Origin of the sequence: Candidatus Rickettsia barbarica (assembly GCF_041477405.1) — a bacterium.
GTDB lineage: Bacteria > Pseudomonadota > Alphaproteobacteria > Rickettsiales > Rickettsiaceae > Rickettsia > Rickettsia rickettsii.
Genome location: NZ_JBEWYL010000003.1, coordinates 140694 through 159463 on the forward strand (window position 1 = coordinate 140694; position 18770 = coordinate 159463).

The window sequence follows — 18770 nt, forward strand, 5'->3', positions numbered from 1 at the left end:
GATGAATCCAATAATAATATTAGTTGCCCCGCAAATGGGTGCGAATATCGGTGCTACTGCAAGAGCAATGAAGAATTTTGGCTTAAATGAGCTTAGAATCGTGGCTCCAAGAGACGGCGGGCCTAATGAGCAAGCACGTAGTAATGCAGTCGGAGCGGTTAATATTATAGATCATGCAAAAATTTTTGATAGCCTAGAGGATAGCATTAAAGACCTTGAATATTTATATGCTACTACTTGCATTAAAAGGGCTATGAATAAAGATTATGTATTTTCACAAAATTGACCTTTAGATTATCCAAATTCTGAAAAAGTCGGGATAATATTCGGACGGGAAAATAATGGGCTTAGCAACGAAGAAATCGCATTTGCTAATAAGATTATCACTATTAATACAACCGAATTTAGCTCATTAAACATTGCTCAAGCGGTTATTATTATATGCTATGAGTTGTTGCGTAATTCTACGCCCAGAGAGGATGTACATAAATTCAAAAATTAGCTACTAAAGAAGCAATAGAGCATTTTTTAGTAAATTTATTCGGCAAACTCGATAAAGCTGGATTCTTCAAGGCTCCCGACAAAAAAACTGCTATGCAACACAATATCACTAATATATTTACACGTATAAATAGTCTCTCTTCCCCTGAAGTCCAAACTCTGCAGGGTATTATTAAATCTTTAAGTCAATGATATTTAATAATTTCTTAAGTTCAGGAACATAATTTCTTATTCGGTTATATATTTCATCAGCAAGCTTTTTATCGTAAGTATAAGATATCATATTACTACGATCAGTAAGCATATAAATCCATAAACTCTCATCATTTATAATACCGGCAACAAAAGCTTCCTTTATTACTTCTTTAGGATAGTGAAGAAATGTGCCTTTTTGAGAAAAATATTCTTTTAAAAACTTCCAAGCGAGTTCAAAAGTAAATTCAAATCTTTGTATAGTAGCATCAATATAAGCCGCCCTATCTTCTGTTGTCGGTTTTAAATAAATATCTTTAAGCGTCATAAAAGCTTTACGAAATTTTTCAAGTTTAAGGTTTATTTTTGACATATATAATTTTTTTTCTTTTAATATATTTTTATAAAGTTCAGAGCTTATTTTAGTACTTTCAAACCTTACACAATCTATTTTTAAAAGCGTGTCGGCATTCTCTATAATAGAAATAACTGCTAGCCATTCTTGATTTTGGAATATTAGGGCAGATACAGAATGCTCATCGTTATCCCCTCTAGCACGAGAAACCAAAAAGCCATATTTCGTTGACAAACGGTAAAGATTTTAGCTTATTAATGAATATATATGATTGTATATATTTATCCATATAATTACCAGTTTTTGATTAAAGATTTAATAATTTCAGCTACTCTTTCTGCTTCATTTAGGGGTTTGTAGCTATATTCTTCTAGAGCAATAGCCGACTTATCAAAAATTCTTGCTATCTTCTGTTCTACTAACTGCTTTATAAAAATCTTATGTTTTGACGAATTAAAGTTTGGTGGGCAGAATATATAAAGAGGCTTGCCGCTTGAAGCTGCTTCACTGCACATTGAGATTGAGTCGGCCGTAGAGATTATATATTTTGCCTTGGAGAGCATAGCTATATAAGGATTATAGCCTGCGTCTTCGTTCGGGTAATAAATAATTGTGGAGGACGGCATATTATTTTTAATAATTGATTTTACAGTGTGTGGTGTACGTCTACTAAAACTAATGAAAAAGGGTATTTTTTGATTAGTATATATTTTATTTAATAATGAAGCAAATAAAACTGCTTCATCTTCATGGAAATTAAATTTTTTATTATTCCCACCGATTATCACTGCAATAAACTGTTTAAGATTAGGATAATGTTTTTGGAGTTCCAAGTTCGCTGCGGCGAACTGTTCAGTTACGTTGTTGATAGCTCCGTTGATGGGGATGATGTTTTTAAAGTCGTCATTGCGAGGAAATACGAAGTATTGACGAAGCAATCTAGTAAAAAAGCCCTGAGATTGCTTCAGCCACTTTGTGGCTTCGTAATGACGTTGGTCATGATAAGGCAGAATAACGGCATCAAATGCATTGTAAGGAAGATTAGGCTGCATTATTTGTATTAACTTGATATCTTTAAAGTTCTTTTTTAAATAAAATGCTAGTACTGCCGTTCTTCTTCCAGCGGTAATTATCATATCAGGCGGGGACTTATCCAAAAGATACTGCAATAGCTCACTTTTTATATGAATAGGATAATATTTTAGTAAAAAGTTCGGTAGCTTAGCTAAGCAATTATATTCAAGCTTAATTGTTGTATATTCTTCCGTTAATTTTTCAGCAAGTGCAATAGCCTGATGGGTGTTGCCTGTTCTATCATCCTCCAATACGTGTATTTTCATTGTAAATACTTCTCTAAAGGTAATGTTAATAAGTGTGTTAGAGGTAGTGATTTATCGCAAGCCTCGGCTATTTGTGGTGTGATCGGAATTTGAGCGATTAGTGGTATATTATATTTTTGTGATAAATGTCCGCCACTATTATTTTTAAGCATATAGCTCATATTCTCAATTATTCCCAAAATAGGTAAATTTAGTTTTTGATATAAATCTATAGAACGTATTACGTCTATTTCTGATATTTTTTGTGGTGTAGTTACGATTATTACGCCGTCTAAATGATAATTTTCTAGTATACTTAAATGAATATCACCTGTTCCCGGCGGCATATCGATAATTAAATAATCTAAATTATCCCATTTTGTTACCGATAATAATTGATAAATAGTCTTACTCGCCATAGGACCACGCCAAATAATTGCTGAGTGGTCTTTAACGAAGAAGCCTATAGATATAATTTCGATGGTTTGAGCAAGTACCGGTATTATTCGTCCATCTTTCGTTTGCGGTACTTCGTTAATGCCGAATATATGCGGAATTGATGGACCGTAAATATCCGCATCTACTATCCCGACTCGGTAATTTGCTAGACTTAACTGCTGAGCGATAAGAGCCGATATTGTAGATTTTCCGACTCCGCCTTTACCTGACGCTACTAAGATAATTTTTTTTACATTTTCTACAAAATGTTTTGGTTTTTGAACTTTTTTCTCCATCGGTTTACTTTCGGTAAAAACAATTGTTATTTTATTTACTTCCGAAATCTCGTTAAGTTTATTAATTGCCTTAAGTCTAATTTCTTCGACTTCTAACTTGTTTTTACCTGATATATCTATTGAGAAACCGATATTATTACCTTTAATTATAATATCCGATATAACTTCATTTAAAAAAGTACCGTCTTTAAAGGTAATATGCTGAATTTGATCTATAATTTGTCGTTGGTGTAAATTCGCCATATTAAATTTCCTTTTTAAAGCTGTTTAAGCTCGTAACTTGACGTTATATACTATAATATATATAATTATCTCATCTTTAAAAATAATATAAAACAATAAAACAATAAAGCAAATGCTTAATAAAAAACATATCTCAATTTTAAAAAAATCCCCATGGAAAGATTTTGATTCTGATAAAGAAGATAACATATTCACAAGACCGCGTAAAAATCAATTTAATTTTGATCAATTTCAATTCCCGTTTAATTTCAATGCTAAAACAATAATTTTAGCTGTTGTTGCAGTGGTTGCTTTATGGCTCGCTTCGGGTATTTATGAAATAAAAGAAGGCGAAGAAGCAGCGGTAATAAGATTTGGGCGTTTTGTGCGTAAGGGCTACCCCGGGCTTAATTATCATTTACCGGCACCTTTTGAAAAGATAATAGTTGAGAAAGTTAAACAATCACGTCGGATTGAGATTGGTTATCGTACAAATAGCTCTCTGCGTAGCGGTGGTGATAATACTAAAAATATTGCCGGTGAAAGTATAATGCTCACCGGTGATGAAAATATCATTGCTTTAAATTGTGATGTAATGTGGCATATTAATAATCTTGAAGATTTTATTTTTAACGTACAAAGACCTGCAGAAACAGTAAAAGCAACAGTCGAGAGTGCCGTTAGGGAAGTCATAGGCAATACTCCTATTTCTTGGGTATTATCCGATCAAAAGCAGGAAATTACTTATAAAATAGAGAAATTAGCACAGAAGATATTGGATAGTTATAATGCCGGCGTTATGATTGAGAAAGTACAATTATTAAAAGCCGAGCCGCCTGCCGAAGTAATAGACGCTTATAGAGACGTGCAAACTTCAAAAGCAGATAAAGAAAAAGAAATAAATCAAGCTCAAGCCTATAATAATAAGATTTTGCCGGAAGCTAGAGGAGCGGCTGCAAAGATTATACAAGAAGCAGAAGGTTATAGAGCAGAAGTTATATCGAAAGCAGAAGGTGATAGCCAAAGATTTAATGCTATTTATAAACAATATGCTGCAGGTAGGCAAGTAACTAGAGATAGATTATATTTAGAAGTAGTCGAAGAGATATTAGGCGGTTCAAATAAAACGATTATTAATAATGCACTACTGCCGCACATGGCTATTAAACCATAGGGGGGCTATGTCATTCCCGCAAAAGTGGGAATGACATCAAGCGTGTTCTTCACGCTATACACAAATGACATCTAAACAACAAGGAATATTAAATGCAACAAAAGATTTATTATATAATTTTTACAATTGTTTTTGGGCTGATACTGATTTCTAGCTCCTTATTTTCAGTTGACCAACGCCAATCTGCAGTAGTATTCCAGTTTGGTGAGGCAGTTAGGACTATAGAAAATCCAGGACTGAATATTAAAATCCCGTTTATTCAAAATGTTGAATTTTTTGATAAGCGTCTTTTAGATGTTGAGGTTGAGGTAAAAGAATTAACGGCTGCTGACGGTAAACGAGTTATTGTTGATGCCTACGCCAAATTCCAAATTAATAATCCCGTAATGTTTTATAAAACGGTACATGATTATCAAGGTGTGAAAATTAGGCTGACTCGTAATCTTGAATCGTCAATGCGTAAGGTGATAGGTAAAATCTCGCTAAGTAGCCTTTTAAGTCAGGAACGTAGTAATGTAATGTTAAATATCTTAAATCAAGTGGACGGTGAAGCTAAAAGCTTCGGTATTGATGTTGTAGATGTTAGAATTTTAAGAGCAGACTTACCAAAAGAAAATAGTGCGGCTATTTATCGTCGTATGCAAACGGCACGTGAAAAAGAAGCAACCCAAATTAGAGCGGAAGGACAAGAAGAAAGCATGCGTATTCGTTCAAAAGCAGATAAAGAAAGTAAAATAATACTTGCTAAAGCTTATCGAGATGCACAAATTATTAAAGGTGACGGCGATGAGAAGGCGGCAAAAATATATAATTCTGCTTATTCAGTTGATCCGGAATTTTATAAATTTTATAGATCACTTTTAGTATATAAAAATTCTTTAAAGAAAGAGAATACTAATTTTGTAATTTCACCGGATGCTGAAGTTTTAAAATATCTAAATCTCACTAAGTAGTATACTAGTCTATCTACTTTTTATTTACTTGGAGTATATGGTTAATCTGAAAATAGTTATTGTTATAATAGTTTTAATATCAAGTAACGTTGTTCTAGCAAAAGAAAATAGTAGGTCTTTAAAAGTAGCAGCTCAAGAAGAGAATAAATTTACGGAAATAAATTCTGCTCCTTTAAAAGTAAGTGAAGCCGCTCGTTATAGCTTTGCCGATATAGTTGAACCGTTAATTCCTGCAGTCGTTAATATTTCAACAATAGAATATGTTAATAGTAAATCGGAAAACGCCGAGAAAGATCCTCTGCAAGAAAAAGTTAATGATTTTTTAGAAAAGCTTAATATACCGCTGAATTTGGAAGAGGTTGATCAAACTCCGAAAAGTGTCCCGCTTGGTTCAGGATTTATTATTGAACCTAACGGCTTAATAGTGACAAACTATCATGTAATTGCAAATGTTGATAAAATTAATATAAAACTTGCAGATAATACCGAATTATCGGCTAAATTAATAGGTAACGATACTAAAACCGATTTAGCTCTCTTAAAAATAGATAGCGAGGAACCTCTACCTTTTGTTGAGTTTGGAGATTCAAATGATGCAAGAGTAGGAGATTGGGTTATTGCGATCGGTAATCCGTTCGGTAATCTAGGTGGTACGGTGACAAGTGGTATTATTTCTTCTAAAGGGCGGGATATCGATATAGATACGGACAATATAGTCGATAATTTTATTCAAACGGATGCTGCAATTAATAACGGTAATTCCGGTGGTCCTATGTTTAATTTGGATCAGAAAGTAATCGGCGTAAATACGGCAATTTTTTCACCGCTCGGTACTAATATAGGTATCGGTTTTGCAATACCGTCAAATACTGCAAAGCCTATAATCGAACGTCTTAAGAAAGATGGAAAAGTAAGTAGAGGGCGCCTTGGAGTAACAATACAAGATTTAACCGAGGAAATTTCTGAAGGGCTAGGACTTAAAAATACTAGAGGGGTGTTAGTAGCTAAAGTACAAGAAGACGGTCCAGGTGATAAAGCGGGAATTAAAACAGGTGATATAATAATAGAGTTTGCAGATATACCGGTTAAAAATACTAAAAAATTACGTGTAATTATTGCAGATGCTCCTATTGATCAGGAAGTAAAAGTAAAAATACTTCGCGATAAAAAGGAGCTTGAGTTACCTATTAAAATTACTTCGGATAATGAAGAGGTTACCAAAGATTCTACAGAAGAGACCAATAAGAAAGAAATAACAAATAAAGAAGAAAATAATTTATCTATTACTAAAAATAATATTACTTTTGGTAATTTGACTGAAGAACTAAGACAAAAATATACTATTCCTCAAGATAAAATGGGAATAGTGATAACCAATATTAATCAGAAAAGCATAGACGATATAAGTAAGCTAGAAGAATTATATGAAAATGCTAAAAAATCAGATAAGCAAAATATTTTGCTCTTGATTGAAATGGGGAGTAGTAATATGTTCGTACCATTGCAGGTTATGTAGTTTTCTATGTCATTCCCGCGAAGACGGGAATGACATAGAATGTAAAAATAATACTTAAATAATTTATGTATGAATGAAAAAATAGCAATTTTAAGTGCATATAGTTTTGTTAATATAGAGGAACCGGCGAATTTGATACCGAAACTTTTGCTTATAGGTAAAAGAAAATATGTTAGAGGTACTATTTTATTAGCTAATGAAGGTTTTAACGGTTTTTTTTCAGGTTCATATGAAAATGTAAATCTTGTACTTGAAGAATTGATAAAGCTGACCGGTCCCAAAGATGTTAACGTTAAAATAAATTATAGTGATGTTCATCTTTTTCAGAAATTGAAAGTCAGACTGAAGAAAGAGAGCGTAGCAATGAACGTTGATGGTTTAAATGTTGATTTGTTTAAAGGCGAATATATAGAGCCGAAAGATTGGGGTGAATTTATCACAAAACAAGATGTTATAGTAATAGATACTCGAAATGATTATGAAGTAGAGGTTGGTACATTTAAATCAGCAATTAATCCTAATACCAAAACATTTAAACAATTTCCTGCTTGGGTTCAGCAGAATCAAGAATTGCTCAAAGGTAAGAAAATTGCTATGGTTTGTACAGGTGGTATCAGGTGTGAAAAATCCACCAGCTTACTTAAAAGCATAGGTTATGATGAGGTATATCATTTAAAGGGTGGAATACTGCAATATCTAGAAGATACACAAAACAATAACAATTTATGGCAAGGTGAATGTTTTGTCTTCGATGATAGGAGAGCAGTGACAGATGATTTATCGCCTGTAGAAAGACATTGGTTGCAGAGATAGATGTCGTTGACCGATTGAAACGTGTAGTATATCATTCCCGTGAAAACGGGAATCCAGAAAAAAGAGAGCTTTTAATTTTAAAAATTCAGTATATTTGTATTTTTTAATTACTGGATTCCTGCTTCCGCGGGAATGACATAACCCTTTGTTTATTTATTAGAAATATATGACTAAAACCAAACAAGAAATTTATAATAAGCGTCCAACTTCACCGCATTTAACTATATATAAGCCGCAAATAAGTTCTACATTATCAATTTTGTATCGTATGACCGGCGTAGCTTTGTTTTTTGCGGTGTCAATCTTGGTGTGGTGGTTGATTTTTAGTACATATGACAATAATTATTTACAGCTTGCTGAATGCTGTATTATAAAAATATGCTTAGTAGCTGTTAGCTACGCTTGGTTTTATCATTTATGTAATGGCATTCGGCATTTATTTTGGGATATCGGTTACGGTTTTTCTATAAAATTGGTTAATATCACCGGTTGGTGTGTAGTGGTAGGATCTGTATTATTAACGGTATTGTTATGGGTGTAGTAATTAAAAATGTCATTGCGAGGAGATGCGTAGCATCGACGTGGCAATCTCAGAAATAATAACAAATGCCTGAGATTGTTTCGTCAATTGCTATGCAATTTCCTCACAATGACGAAAAGCTAAAACAAATAATAGAGAAAATTAATGGTATATGATTTTAAAGCAGAAATTGTAAAAGCAAAAAATAGCGGTTCTGCTAAAAGCGGTTCGCATCATTGGTTATTGCAAAGAGTAACGGGGATTATATTAGCTTTATGTTCTGTGTGGCTAATATATTTTACGTTAACCAACAAAAATAATGATATAAATATTATTATGTTGTGGGAACTTAAAAAGCCTTTTAATGTAGTAGCTTTGTTAATTACGGTGGTTATTTCGTTGTATCATGCGATGCTTGGTATGCGTGTAGTAATTGAAGATTATATAAGTTATCACAAATTACGTAATACATTGATTATAATAGTGCAATTATTTTGCATTGTTACTATTGTAGCTTTTGTAGTAGTGCTGTTTTATAAAGGATAAAAATTGTCATACCGCGGCTTGACCGCGGTATCCAGAAAACAATATTGTGTATTGAATTACTGGACCCCGTGGTCAAGCCATGGGGTGACAGAGGTAGACAATTCACGTATCAAAATAGTAAAAAATTAATTTAATGACCAAAGCGTATAATATCATTCATCATAAATTTGACGTAGTAGTTGTAGGTGCAGGCGGAGCAGGTCTTCGTTCTGCATTCGGTATGGCTAAAGAAGGGCTAAATACCGCTTGTATAACTAAGCTGTTCCCAACCCGTAGTCATACTGTGGCTGCTCAGGGCGGAATTAGTGCGGCTCTTGGGAATATGGGCGAAGATGATTGGCGTTGGCATATGTATGATACGGTCAAAGGTTCTGATTGGTTAGGCGATCAGGATGCCATTGAGTATATGTGCAAAAACGCTTCCGATGCGATTTTAGAGCTAGAGCATTACGGCGTACCTTTCTCAAGAACTGAAGAGGGAAAAATTTATCAGCGTTCTTTTGGAGGCATGACAACAGAGTACGGCAAAGGAAAAGCAGCTCAGCGTACATGTGCTGCGGCAGATCGTACAGGGCATGCCATACTGCATACTTTATATCAACAGTCACTAAAACATAAAGTACAGTTTTTCGTTGAGTATTTTGCTATTGATTTATTGATGGAAGATGGTGAATGTAGAGGTATAGTTGTGTGGAATTTAGATGACGGTAGTCTGCATTGTTTTAGAGCGCATAATGTAGTGCTTGCAACGGGCGGATATGGGCGTGCTTATTTTTCGGCGACGTCTGCTCATACTTGTACTGGTGATGGGGGCGGCATGGCGATTAGAGCCGGTCTTCCACTGCAAGATATGGAATTTGTACAGTTCCATCCGACAGGTATATATTCGGCCGGCTGTCTTATTACCGAGGGGGCAAGAGGCGAAGGGGGATATCTCGTTAATGCAAACGGTGAGCGTTTTATGGAGCGTTATGCTCCTGCTGCAAAGGATTTAGCTTCAAGAGATGTAGTTTCAAGAGCAATGACTATAGAAATCAGAGAGGGGCGAGGAGTCGGCGAGCATAAAGATCATGTATTTTTGCATTTAAATCATTTATCGCCGGAGATTTTACATAGTCGTTTGCCCGGTATCTCTGAGACGGCTAAAATTTTTGCCGGTGTTGACGTGACTAAAGAGCCGATACCGGTACTTCCTACGGTACATTATAATATGGGCGGGATACCGACGAATTATCACGGTCAAGTCATAATTAAAGACGGTAAAAATCATAATAGCGTAGTAAAAGGGCTTATGGCAATTGGTGAAGCGGCTTGCGTATCGGTACACGGTGCTAACCGATTAGGATCAAATTCTTTGCTTGATTTAGTAGTATTTGGTAGAAGTTCTGCATTAAAAGCAGCCGAGCTTATTAAGCCTGCGAGTCCCCACAAGTCTATAAAAGAAGAAAGCCTTGAAAAAATTATAAATAGATTTGATAAAGTCCGTCACGCTAACGGTAATATTTTAGTTGCAGAGTTAAGGCTTAAAATGCAAAGAACTATGCAAAGCCATGCTTCGGTATTTAGAACTCAAGAGGTACTAGATGAAGGGGCAGGAATGATTAGCGAAATAAGAAGCGGCTATAAAGATATAAAAATTAACGATAAATCTTTAATTTGGAATAGCGATTTGGTGGAAGCCTTAGAGCTAGATAATCTACTTGATCAAGCTTTAGTAACGGTATATTCGGCAGCTGCAAGAAAAGAAAGCAGAGGAGCTCATGCACGTGAAGATTATCCTGATCGTAATGATGAGGATTGGATGAAGCATACTCTTAGCTCTATCGATGAAGCAGGTAAAGTAGTTCTTGATTATAAACCTGTGACTTTAACTACTTTAACCGATGAAGTAACAGCAGTCCCACCGGTGAAGAGAGTGTACTGATTAATGTTCTTATGTCATTCATGCAAAAGCAGGAATCTAGAAACCTTTAATGTTATCGCGCGATTAAATCGCGGGATCCAAAAATGCTTATTTTTTAGATATCGCGGTCAAGTCGCGGTATGACAGAAAAAAATATATATAAAATATGTGTGAGTATTTAATAAAATTCTGTCCAAAAATCTTTTTTATTGTAGAGGGAACTTTGGTAACTTTAAAATATAGCGTTATTGCCGTTATATTCGGTTTAGTAATAGGGATGCTGCTCGCTATTTGTAAGGTAAATAAAAATCGTGCTTTAAGGCTTTTTGCAAATTTCTATACTTCTATTTTCAGAGGAACGCCTTTATTAATTCAATTAAGTATTATTTATTTTGCTTCACCTTATATCATAGGCATTAAATTTAGTGTGTTTATGGCGGGAGCTATTGCTTTTTCTCTTAATTCGGGAGCATATGTTTCCGAAGTAATCAGGGCAGGGATTAATGCAGTTGATAAAGGGCAGTTTGAAGCGGCTGAAGCTCTTGCTATTCCAAAGTTTTTAATAACGAAAGATATAATGCTGCCGCAAGCAGTTAAAAATATTTTTCCGTCATTAGTAAATGAGCTTGTAAATTTGATTAAAGAATCAGCCATTATTTCTATGCTTGGAGAAATGGATTTAATGCGTAGAGCACAAATTGTATCAATTGAAACATATAATTATTTTTTTCCAATGCTTATTGCTGCGTGCTGTTACTATATTTTAGTGATGTTAATCAGCTTTATAGCAAAAATAATTGAGAAAAAAATGATTGTTAATTAAAACATACTTGCTTTTATGGAAAAAGTAATTATAATTTAAATTTAGTGTAATTTACAAATTCTTATAATTTGTATTTAGAAATGATTGAAAATAAAGGGTGGAAGTATTTTGCATCCTTTAATTATCGTATATATCAGTTTTTTTTGGAGTATTTTTTTTAATGCCGACATATAATCAATTAGTACGTTTTGGGAGAAAGTCAAAAACTCGTAAGACCAAATCTCCTGCCTTAGAATCTAATCCTTTTAAAAGCGGTGTTTGCCTAGTTGTAAAAACCGTTACCCCTAAAAAGCCTAACTCTGCACTTCGTAAGATTGCAACGGTGCGTTTAAGTAATAAAAGAACCGTAAATGCATATATTCCTGGTGAAAAGCATAGTGTAAAGGAACATGATAGGGTGTTAGTAAGAGGCGGTCAGGTTCCTGATCTTCCGGGGGTGAAATATCATATCGTACTCGGTGCTTATGATATTGCCGGAGTTAAAGGACGTAAGCAAGGTCGGTCACGTTACGGTGCTCCTCGTAAACAAGTTGCAGTTACAAAAAAATAAATTATTAGTTAGAGAGAAAAAATAAAATGTCACGTCGTCATGCCGCAGAGAAGCGAGTAATTTTACCTGATATGAAATATAACAGTATTTTACTGTCAAGATTTATCAATAATATTATGAAAGAAGGGAAGAAAGCCCTTGCAGAGAAAATTGTTTATTCAGCCTTTAATAAAATTGAAAAGAAGCATAGAGTTGATCCGTATCAAACCTTTAATAATGCTATGCATAACGTAAAGCCGCATTTAGAAGTAACTTCGGTTAGGGTTGGAGGAGCTAATTATCAAGTTCCGACGCATGTTGATGAAAGAAGAGGATATGCCCTTGCTAGCCGTTGGATTATTAATGCTGCGTCAAAACGTTCTGAAAAAATGATGATTGATAAACTTGCCGAAGAGCTGTTTGAAGCTTCTAATAATAGAGGTGTTGCCATTAAGAAGAAAGAAGATACTCATAAAATGGCCGAAGCTAATAAAGCTTTCTCTCATTTTAGCCCTAAAAAAATGAAATAAGGTAGGGTATAATGAGTAAAATAAATAAACTTGAGCATATTCGTAATATCGGTATATGTGCTCACATTGATGCCGGTAAAACCACAACTACCGAACGTATTTTATATTATACCGGTAAATCGCATAAAATAGGTGAAGTTCATGAGGGCGGTGCTACCATGGATTGGATGGAACAAGAACAAGAACGTGGTATAACCATTACCTCAGCTGCTACTACTTGTAGATGGCAAGATAAAATAATTAATATTATCGATACTCCTGGACACGTTGACTTTACTATCGAAGTAGAGCGTTCGCTTCGTGTTCTTGACGGTGCGGTTGCAGTATTTGACGGTGTAGCAGGTGTTGAACCGCAGTCAGAAACGGTTTGGAGGCAAGCAGATAAATATAATGTTCCTAGAATGTGTTTTGTCAATAAAATGGACAGAATGGGAGCAGATTTTTATAGATGCGTGGAAATGCTCAAAGATCGTTTAGGAGCAAAACCGCTTGTTATTCAGTTGCCTGTAGGGATTGAAGAAAATTTTAAAGGTATTATTGATCTTATTAAAATGAAAGCAGTGATTTGGAAAGATGAAGCACTTGGAGCTGAGTATTGTGAAGAAGAGATACCTGCCGATATGAAAGATAAAGCTGAAGAATATCATGCTAAATTACTTGATATGGTTGTTGAGTTAGATGATCATGTTATGGAAAAATATTTATCAGGTGAAGAAGTAACAGCAGAAGAAATTAAAAGATTAATCAGAAAAGGTACTATTTCAGCAGCATTTTATCCGGTTTTATGCGGTAGTGCTTTTAAAAATAAAGGGGTACAGCCTTTACTTGATGCCGTAGTAGATTTCCTACCTTCGCCTATTGATATAGGTATAGTAAAAGGTATGGAAGTAAGTACTGGTGAAGAAAAAGATTTCCCTATTTCGGTAACTGAGCCTTTTGCAGCTTTAGCATTTAAAATTATGAATGACCCATTTGTCGGTTCATTAACTTTTATTAGAATATATTCAGGTAAAATTACTTCAGGAACAACTGTTATTAATACCGTAAAGAATAAAAGAGAAAAAATCGGTAGAATGCTATTAATGCATGCTAATAATCGTGAAGACGTAAAAGAAGCATCAGCAGGTGATATAGTAGCTTTAGCAGGTCTTAAAGATACTACCACAGGTGATACGTTATCTGATATTGATCAGCAAGTAATCTTAGAAAGAATGGAATTTCCAGAACCGGTAATTGAGCTTGCGGTAGAACCTAAATCAACAGCCGATCAAGAAAAAATGGGCCTCGCACTTTCTCGTTTAGCAGCTGAAGATCCATCATTTAGAGTGTCAACTGATTATGAAACAGGACAAACAGTGATAAAAGGAATGGGAGAGCTCCATTTAGAAATTATCATTGATCGTATGAGAAGAGAGTTTAAGGTCGAAGCAAATATTGGAGCTCCTCAAGTAGCATATCGTGAAACTATAACAAAAGTTTGTGAAATTGATTATACCCATAAGAAACAATCCGGCGGTGCAGGACAATTTGCTCGTGTAAAAATTATTTTTGAGCCTCTAAAAGAGGTAAAAGATCTAAAAGATGAAGATAAAAATAAAATTTTTGTCTTTGAAAGTAAAATCGTCGGCGGTGCCGTGCCTAAAGAATATATACCAGGTGTTGAAAAAGGATTAAATAATATTAGAGAAACCGGTGTTATTGCCGGTTATCCTATGATTGATTTTAAAGCAACTTTAGTTGATGGTGCGTTTCATGATGTAGATTCTAGTGTACTTGCGTTTGAAATTGCTGCAAAGGCAGCATTTAGAGAAGGGATGCCGAAAGGTAATCCTAAATTACTTGAGCCGATTATGCAAGTTGAAGTTATCACTCCTGATGAATATATGGGTGATATTATAGGCGATTTAAATAGTCGTAGAGGACAAATTCAAAGCATGGATCCAAGAGGGAATGCTCAAGTAGTTACTGCGAATGTTCCTTTAGCGGAAATGTTTGGTTATGTTAATACGCTTAGGTCTTTATCTCAAGGTAGAGCTCAGTTTAGTATGATATTCTCTCATTATGATCAAGTGCCGAGTCAAGTAGCTGATATTATTAAAGCTAAAAAATAATTTAGGGGTGAGGTGTCACGTCTTACAGAAATAAATGTTGTTTTGCCGTGGCAGCTTATAAATTAACAGTACTGTTTATTATAGTAATTTTTTAATAATAACAAATATTTTTAATAACTTTTATTGATTTTTTATTAAAAATATGATAGGAGTGTAGCTCAATTGGTAGAGCGCCGGTCTCCAAAACCGGAGGTTGCGGGTTCGATACCTGTCGCTCCTGCCATTATAGGCTTAGAGCTTTTTTGCTATAAAATATAGAATTTTTACAAAATTTGCTTATAGAGAGAAATTTGAAAGAGGTACTTCACCTCGAATCGTAGCGTACGTACATACTAGTATGTGAGAATTCCAGTGCTGGATTATTGTCTCAATTGCCTCTAGAAGTAGCATGTTCTAATAAATTACCTAACAAAAATATGTTTAAAGAATATAAAATTTATAAGTTTTTTGAACAAGTTAAACAAGAAACTTATAAGGTAGTGTGGCCAACTAGAAAAGAGCTTGTTGCTTCAACATTAGTAGTGGTAGTAGCAGTTTTTATTTTTAGCCTAATTTGTTTGGTACTTGATTATAGTATACATAACATAATGCAGCTTTTGCTTAATATCGGCAAATAGTATAAGGAATAAATTGTGACAGCACAGAGTATAGATAATATATTGCCTTCTTCTAAAAAAAATGTAAAGCAGTGGTATGTAGTACATACGGTATCAGGAGCAGAGAAACGCATTAAAGAAGATGTGCTTAGAAAAATCGCTAAACAGAACATGACGGATTTTTTTGAAGATATATTAATACCTGTTTTTGGAGTTTCTGAAGTTAAACGCGGTAAAAATGTCAAGGTAGAAAAAAAACTAATGCCGAGTTATATCTTGATAAAGATGAATATGACTGATAAATCTTGGCATTTAGTAAAAAATATATCTGGAGTAACCGGCTTTTTAGGAAGCAAAACCACGCCAAAAGCTCTTACAGAAAGTGAAATACAAAATATTTTTAATAATTTGGAAGCAGAAGCTAAAGAAGCAAAGAATTCTAAATTGTATGAAGTTGGTGAAATAGTGACTGTTACAGACGGTCCTTTTGAAACTTTCATGGGTACAGTAGAAGAAATAGATCAAGAAAAAAATAGGTTAAAAGTTTCAGTTGCAATATTTGGTAAAGCAACTCCAATAGAACTAAATTTTAATCAAGTAAAGAAAAATGATTAAAAGTTGGACTAAATACGGTTTATTAATTACTTAAGCTGTATTGTACGAATGTTCAGGATGTCATTGTTGCGGGATAGTGCATCGTCATTGCAAGCAGTCGTAGGCTGCGTGGCAATTTAGGAGAAATAATAAAAAACTTCTGATTTACAGAATTTTTTTCTTCCTTGTTTTGTCAAAACTTACAGCTTTTCCTTGCAATGATGGGAAACAAGATCCATGCAATTGTTACAAAGTAATATTAATTTAAGAGAAAAATAAGGATATTTATAAATGTCTCAGAAAGCAATAAAAGCTTATATTAACTTGATAATTCCAGCTGCTGGAGCCACTCCTGCACCTCCTATAGGACCGGCCCTAGGACAAAGAAAAGTTAATATTGCAGCATTTTGTAAAGATTTTAATGATGCTACGCAAGGTATGGAAAAAGGAATACCTCTGCCAACCGTAATTACCGTTTATGAAGATAGTAGTTTTTCTTTTAAAATAAAAACTCCTCCTGCTTCTTACTTTTTAAAGAAATATGCTAAAATTACTAAAGGTTCTAGTGCTACTAAAAAAGAAGCCGTAGTAGGTGAAGTTACTATGGATGATTGTCGTGAAATTGCAAAGTTAAAAATGCCTGATTTAAATACAAAAAATATTGAAGCAGCAACAAAAATTATTTGTGGTAGTGCTGCATCTATGGGACTTGAAGTAGTAGGGAATTAATTATTATGTCAAATAAGAAAGATGTTGCTGTAAAAATTAGCGGCGGTAAAAAAATAAGAGAAGCTAGAGAAAAAGTAAAATCAGATACTTTATATAATTTAACAAATGCAGTTGAACGATTAAAATCAGCATCATATGTTAAATTTGATCCAACCTTAGAAATAGTTATGAAGCTTGGAATTGATTCTAGGTATTCCGATCAAATGGTACGTGGTGTGGTTAATTTACCTGCCGGTACAGGCAAAACCGTAAGAGTTGCCGTTATTTGTAAAGAAGAAAGAGAAGAAGAAGCTAAAAGTGTCGGAGCAGATTTAGTAGGTTCAACAAATATTATTGATGAAATTAAAGCAGGGAAAATTAATTTTGATGTATGTATAGCTACTCCCGATATGATGGTAGCTATAGGTTCAGTTGCAAGAATTTTAGGACCAAAAGGTTTAATGCCTAACCCTAAACTTGGTACCGTAACTTTAGATATTAAAAATGCTATTAAAAATGCTAAAAGCGGTCAGGTAGAATATAGAGCAGAGAAAGCAGGTATAATTCATGCAGGGCTTGGAAAATTATCTTTTTCAGACCAAGATTTATTAAAAAATTTAAATGCGTTTATTGAGGCAGTAATTAAAGCAAAACCTGCCGGATTAAAAGGAAGTTATTTAAAAGCAATGTATTTATCTTCTACTATGGGAGCATCGGTACAAATAGATTTAACTAGTATAGCATAATTTTTATAGCTGTTTAACGGTAGTATAGTAATAATAAAAAAATTTTGTTATTTTAAGCATTTGTATCAGTTTAAATATATTAAACTGTATTATAAAAGGAGAATTAAAAGGTGTTAAGATCAGAAAAACCGCTAGCAGTAGAGGATATTGTAAATATTTATAAAGAATCGCCCTCTATAATTATTACTCATTATCACGGGTTAACCGTTAGTCAAGTGAGTTCGCTTAGAGAATTACTTAAATCTAAAGAAGCAGGTTTTAAAGTAGTTAAAAATACTTTAGCAAAAATAGCTGCAAATCAAACAGGGCTTAATAGTATTGTTAATTTATTTGCGGGTCCTACTGCTATCGTTTATTCTAAAGAACCGGTTGAGATGGCAAAATTAGTAGTTAATTTTGCTAAGGCTAATGATAATCTTAAGATTATTGGTGGAATAGTAGATAATCACGTATTAGCTGAACATTCAATAAAAGAACTTTCTAAGCTACCTACACTTAATGAGCTTAGGGGTAAAATTGTTGGGTTGTTACAAGCACCGGCTACTAAGGTTGTAGGTGTTTTACAAGCCCCATCTTCGAGTATGGCGAGAGTAATACAAGCACATGCTAGTAAAAATTAACTTAAAGGTTACTGCATTAGGTATTTTAATTGATAATTAAAGAGCTGTTATAGTGAAAATTAATAAGGTTTTTTATAGGATATTATTCTTATTTTAAAAAAGTCTTATAATTTGAAGCACAAAAGAATTTAATTAACTTTAAAATGCCTGATGTAGTAATCTCTCAATATAAAAAAAGTAAAAAGGAAAAAATTATGGCAGATTTAGCTAAAATTGAAGAACAATTATCATCATTAACGTTAATGCAAGCAGCTGAGCTTGTGAAAATGCTAGAAGAAAAATGGGGTGTATTTGCAGCAGCTCCTGTAGCTGTAGCAGCTGCCGGTGCAGCAGCTCCTGCAGCTGAAGCAGTAGCTGAAAAAACTGAGTTTGAAGTAGTTTTAACAGCTGCCGGTGATAAGAAAGTTGAAGTAATTAAAGTTGTGAAAGATATCACAGGTCTTGGTTTAATTGAGGCTAAGAAATTAGTTGATGAAGCTCCAAAGCCGATTAAAAGCAATGTGAAAAAAGCAGAAGCAGACGAAATCAAAGGTAAGTTAGAAGCTGCTGGAGCAAAAGTTGAATTAAAATAATTATTTCTGCACTAGGTTCTGTAAAGAAAAGTTGAATTATTCGTATTTTAGATAGTTTTAAGTAAAAATTAATAAGATTCTTGTTGAAACAGTTGTTTTTATTCCAAGAAAAATCTTATAATTTTCAATCAAAAACAACTAAGTATAGATTAATTTTTTTACAGGACCTAATGTTTTTGCATTACAGATGAAA

Annotated in this window: 20 protein-coding genes, 1 tRNA gene and 1 pseudogene; 19 read left to right on the top strand and 3 right to left on the bottom strand. The window is 33.9% G+C overall.

Features of this window, described 5'->3' with window-relative positions:
* Position 1: 1 nt before the first annotated feature.
* Positions 2-693 (top strand): annotated as a pseudogene (locus tag ABVF33_RS05365) (RNA methyltransferase).
* Here the strand turns inward: ABVF33_RS05365 and ABVF33_RS05370 are convergent.
* From ABVF33_RS05370 to ABVF33_RS05380, 3 genes are read right to left on the bottom strand one after another with little or no spacing between them, the layout of a single operon-like run.
* Positions 674-1282 carry a nucleotidyltransferase substrate binding protein gene (locus ABVF33_RS05370; protein ID WP_499706554.1) on the bottom strand — a complete coding sequence of 203 codons (609 nt, stop codon included), beginning with the start codon at positions 1280-1282 and terminating at the stop codon, positions 674-676. The pseudogene ABVF33_RS05365 and the gene ABVF33_RS05370 sit on opposite strands and share 20 nt — an antisense overlap.
* A 59-nt stretch (positions 1283-1341) precedes the next feature.
* Positions 1342-2388 carry a mitochondrial fission ELM1 family protein gene (locus ABVF33_RS05375; RefSeq protein ID WP_499706555.1) on the bottom strand — a complete coding sequence of 349 codons (1047 nt, stop codon included), beginning with the start codon at positions 2386-2388 and terminating at the stop codon, positions 1342-1344.
* Positions 2385-3344 (bottom strand): Mrp/NBP35 family ATP-binding protein, encoded by a 960-nt coding sequence (locus ABVF33_RS05380; RefSeq protein WP_499706556.1) that lies wholly within the window; start codon positions 3342-3344, stop codon positions 2385-2387. Before ABVF33_RS05380 ends, ABVF33_RS05375 begins: the two co-directional genes overlap by 4 nt.
* Positions 3345-3456: 112 nt before the next feature.
* Between ABVF33_RS05380 and hflK the strand changes: the two genes are divergently transcribed.
* The 18 genes from hflK (at position 3457) to rplL (ending at position 18577) form a co-directional block, all read left to right on the top strand.
* On the top strand, positions 3457-4497 hold the full coding sequence (gene hflK / locus ABVF33_RS05385; protein ID WP_499706557.1) for an FtsH protease activity modulator HflK: 1041 nt from the start codon (positions 3457-3459) through the stop codon (positions 4495-4497).
* Positions 4498-4589: 92 nt separating this feature from the next.
* Complete coding sequence (gene hflC / locus ABVF33_RS05390) at positions 4590-5450, top strand: protease modulator HflC (protein WP_499706558.1); 861 nt, start codon at positions 4590-4592, stop codon at positions 5448-5450.
* Between the two features lie 37 nt (positions 5451-5487).
* On the top strand, positions 5488-6966 hold the full coding sequence (locus ABVF33_RS05395; RefSeq protein ID WP_499706559.1) for a Do family serine endopeptidase: 1479 nt from the start codon (positions 5488-5490) through the stop codon (positions 6964-6966).
* A gap of 69 nt (positions 6967-7035) precedes the next feature.
* Positions 7036-7779, top strand: a complete 744-nt coding sequence (trhO, locus tag ABVF33_RS05400; protein ID WP_499706560.1) for an oxygen-dependent tRNA uridine(34) hydroxylase TrhO — start codon at positions 7036-7038, stop codon at positions 7777-7779.
* A 166-nt stretch (positions 7780-7945) separates the two neighbouring features.
* Positions 7946-8320: a succinate dehydrogenase, cytochrome b556 subunit gene (gene sdhC / locus ABVF33_RS05405; RefSeq protein ID WP_499706561.1), complete on the top strand. Its 375-nt coding sequence runs from the start codon at positions 7946-7948 to the stop codon at positions 8318-8320.
* Positions 8321-8464: 144 nt separating this feature from the next.
* Entirely contained in the window at positions 8465-8845 is a 381-nt protein-coding gene (sdhD, locus tag ABVF33_RS05410; RefSeq protein WP_004996650.1) for a succinate dehydrogenase, hydrophobic membrane anchor protein, read from the top strand.
* A gap of 133 nt (positions 8846-8978) precedes the next feature.
* A complete protein-coding gene (gene sdhA, locus ABVF33_RS05415; protein WP_499706562.1) occupies positions 8979-10769 on the top strand; it encodes a succinate dehydrogenase flavoprotein subunit in 1791 nt (596 codons plus the stop codon).
* A 145-nt stretch (positions 10770-10914) separates the two neighbouring features.
* Positions 10915-11571 (top strand): amino acid ABC transporter permease, encoded by a 657-nt coding sequence (locus tag ABVF33_RS05420; RefSeq protein WP_499706563.1) that lies wholly within the window; start codon positions 10915-10917, stop codon positions 11569-11571.
* Positions 11572-11731: 160 nt separating this feature from the next.
* Positions 11732-12121, top strand: coding sequence for a 30S ribosomal protein S12 (gene rpsL / locus ABVF33_RS05425; protein WP_004996647.1), 390 nt, complete (start codon positions 11732-11734; stop codon positions 12119-12121).
* A gap of 26 nt (positions 12122-12147) precedes the next feature.
* Positions 12148-12630: a 30S ribosomal protein S7 gene (gene rpsG, locus ABVF33_RS05430; protein WP_004996646.1), complete on the top strand. Its 483-nt coding sequence runs from the start codon at positions 12148-12150 to the stop codon at positions 12628-12630.
* An 11-nt stretch (positions 12631-12641) separates the two neighbouring features.
* Positions 12642-14741 carry an elongation factor G gene (gene fusA / locus ABVF33_RS05435; protein ID WP_499706564.1) on the top strand — a complete coding sequence of 700 codons (2100 nt, stop codon included), beginning with the start codon at positions 12642-12644 and terminating at the stop codon, positions 14739-14741.
* A 147-nt stretch (positions 14742-14888) separates the two neighbouring features.
* Positions 14889-14964 (top strand) — tRNA-Trp (locus ABVF33_RS05440).
* A 193-nt stretch (positions 14965-15157) separates the two neighbouring features.
* Positions 15158-15358 carry a preprotein translocase subunit SecE gene (secE, locus tag ABVF33_RS05445; RefSeq protein ID WP_004996644.1) on the top strand — a complete coding sequence of 67 codons (201 nt, stop codon included), beginning with the start codon at positions 15158-15160 and terminating at the stop codon, positions 15356-15358.
* Between the two features lie 15 nt (positions 15359-15373).
* On the top strand, positions 15374-15952 hold the full coding sequence (nusG, locus tag ABVF33_RS05450) for a transcription termination/antitermination protein NusG (RefSeq protein ID WP_499706565.1): 579 nt from the start codon (positions 15374-15376) through the stop codon (positions 15950-15952).
* A gap of 270 nt (positions 15953-16222) precedes the next feature.
* Positions 16223-16660 carry a 50S ribosomal protein L11 gene (gene rplK / locus ABVF33_RS05455; RefSeq protein ID WP_499706566.1) on the top strand — a complete coding sequence of 146 codons (438 nt, stop codon included), beginning with the start codon at positions 16223-16225 and terminating at the stop codon, positions 16658-16660.
* Positions 16661-16665: 5 nt separating this feature from the next.
* Positions 16666-17385: a 50S ribosomal protein L1 gene (gene rplA / locus ABVF33_RS05460; RefSeq protein ID WP_499706567.1), complete on the top strand. Its 720-nt coding sequence runs from the start codon at positions 16666-16668 to the stop codon at positions 17383-17385.
* A 110-nt stretch (positions 17386-17495) separates the two neighbouring features.
* Positions 17496-18005, top strand: a complete 510-nt coding sequence (gene rplJ / locus ABVF33_RS05465; protein ID WP_499706568.1) for a 50S ribosomal protein L10 — start codon at positions 17496-17498, stop codon at positions 18003-18005.
* Positions 18006-18199: 194 nt separating this feature from the next.
* A complete protein-coding gene (gene rplL / locus ABVF33_RS05470) occupies positions 18200-18577 on the top strand; it encodes a 50S ribosomal protein L7/L12 (protein WP_499706569.1) in 378 nt (125 codons plus the stop codon).
* Positions 18578-18770 lie beyond the last annotated feature (193 nt).

Bases quoted from the DNA above. Each gene is read 5' to 3' on its own strand.
- ABVF33_RS05375 (WP_499706555.1), bottom strand. From the start codon at position 2,388: ATGAAAATACACGTATTGGAGGATGATAGAACAGGCAACACCCATCAG.
- sdhC (WP_499706561.1), top strand. From the start codon at position 7,946: ATGACTAAAACCAAACAAGAAATTTATAATAAGCGTCCAACTTCACCG.
- trhO (WP_499706560.1), top strand. From the start codon at position 7,036: ATGAATGAAAAAATAGCAATTTTAAGTGCATATAGTTTTGTTAATATA.
- ABVF33_RS05395 (WP_499706559.1), top strand. From the start codon at position 5,488: ATGGTTAATCTGAAAATAGTTATTGTTATAATAGTTTTAATATCAAGT.
- sdhD (WP_004996650.1), top strand. From the start codon at position 8,465: ATGGTATATGATTTTAAAGCAGAAATTGTAAAAGCAAAAAATAGCGGT.
- rpsG (WP_004996646.1), top strand. From the start codon at position 12,148: ATGTCACGTCGTCATGCCGCAGAGAAGCGAGTAATTTTACCTGATATG.
- ABVF33_RS05380 (WP_499706556.1), bottom strand. From the start codon at position 3,344: ATGGCGAATTTACACCAACGACAAATTATAGATCAAATTCAGCATATT.
- hflK (WP_499706557.1), top strand. From the start codon at position 3,457: ATGCTTAATAAAAAACATATCTCAATTTTAAAAAAATCCCCATGGAAA.
- secE (WP_004996644.1), top strand. From the start codon at position 15,158: ATGTTTAAAGAATATAAAATTTATAAGTTTTTTGAACAAGTTAAACAA.
- hflC (WP_499706558.1), top strand. From the start codon at position 4,590: ATGCAACAAAAGATTTATTATATAATTTTTACAATTGTTTTTGGGCTG.
- sdhA (WP_499706562.1), top strand. From the start codon at position 8,979: ATGACCAAAGCGTATAATATCATTCATCATAAATTTGACGTAGTAGTT.
- rpsL (WP_004996647.1), top strand. From the start codon at position 11,732: ATGCCGACATATAATCAATTAGTACGTTTTGGGAGAAAGTCAAAAACT.
- ABVF33_RS05420 (WP_499706563.1), top strand. From the start codon at position 10,915: ATGTGTGAGTATTTAATAAAATTCTGTCCAAAAATCTTTTTTATTGTA.
- fusA (WP_499706564.1), top strand. From the start codon at position 12,642: ATGAGTAAAATAAATAAACTTGAGCATATTCGTAATATCGGTATATGT.
- rplL (WP_499706569.1), top strand. From the start codon at position 18,200: ATGGCAGATTTAGCTAAAATTGAAGAACAATTATCATCATTAACGTTA.
- rplK (WP_499706566.1), top strand. From the start codon at position 16,223: ATGTCTCAGAAAGCAATAAAAGCTTATATTAACTTGATAATTCCAGCT.
- rplA (WP_499706567.1), top strand. From the start codon at position 16,666: ATGTCAAATAAGAAAGATGTTGCTGTAAAAATTAGCGGCGGTAAAAAA.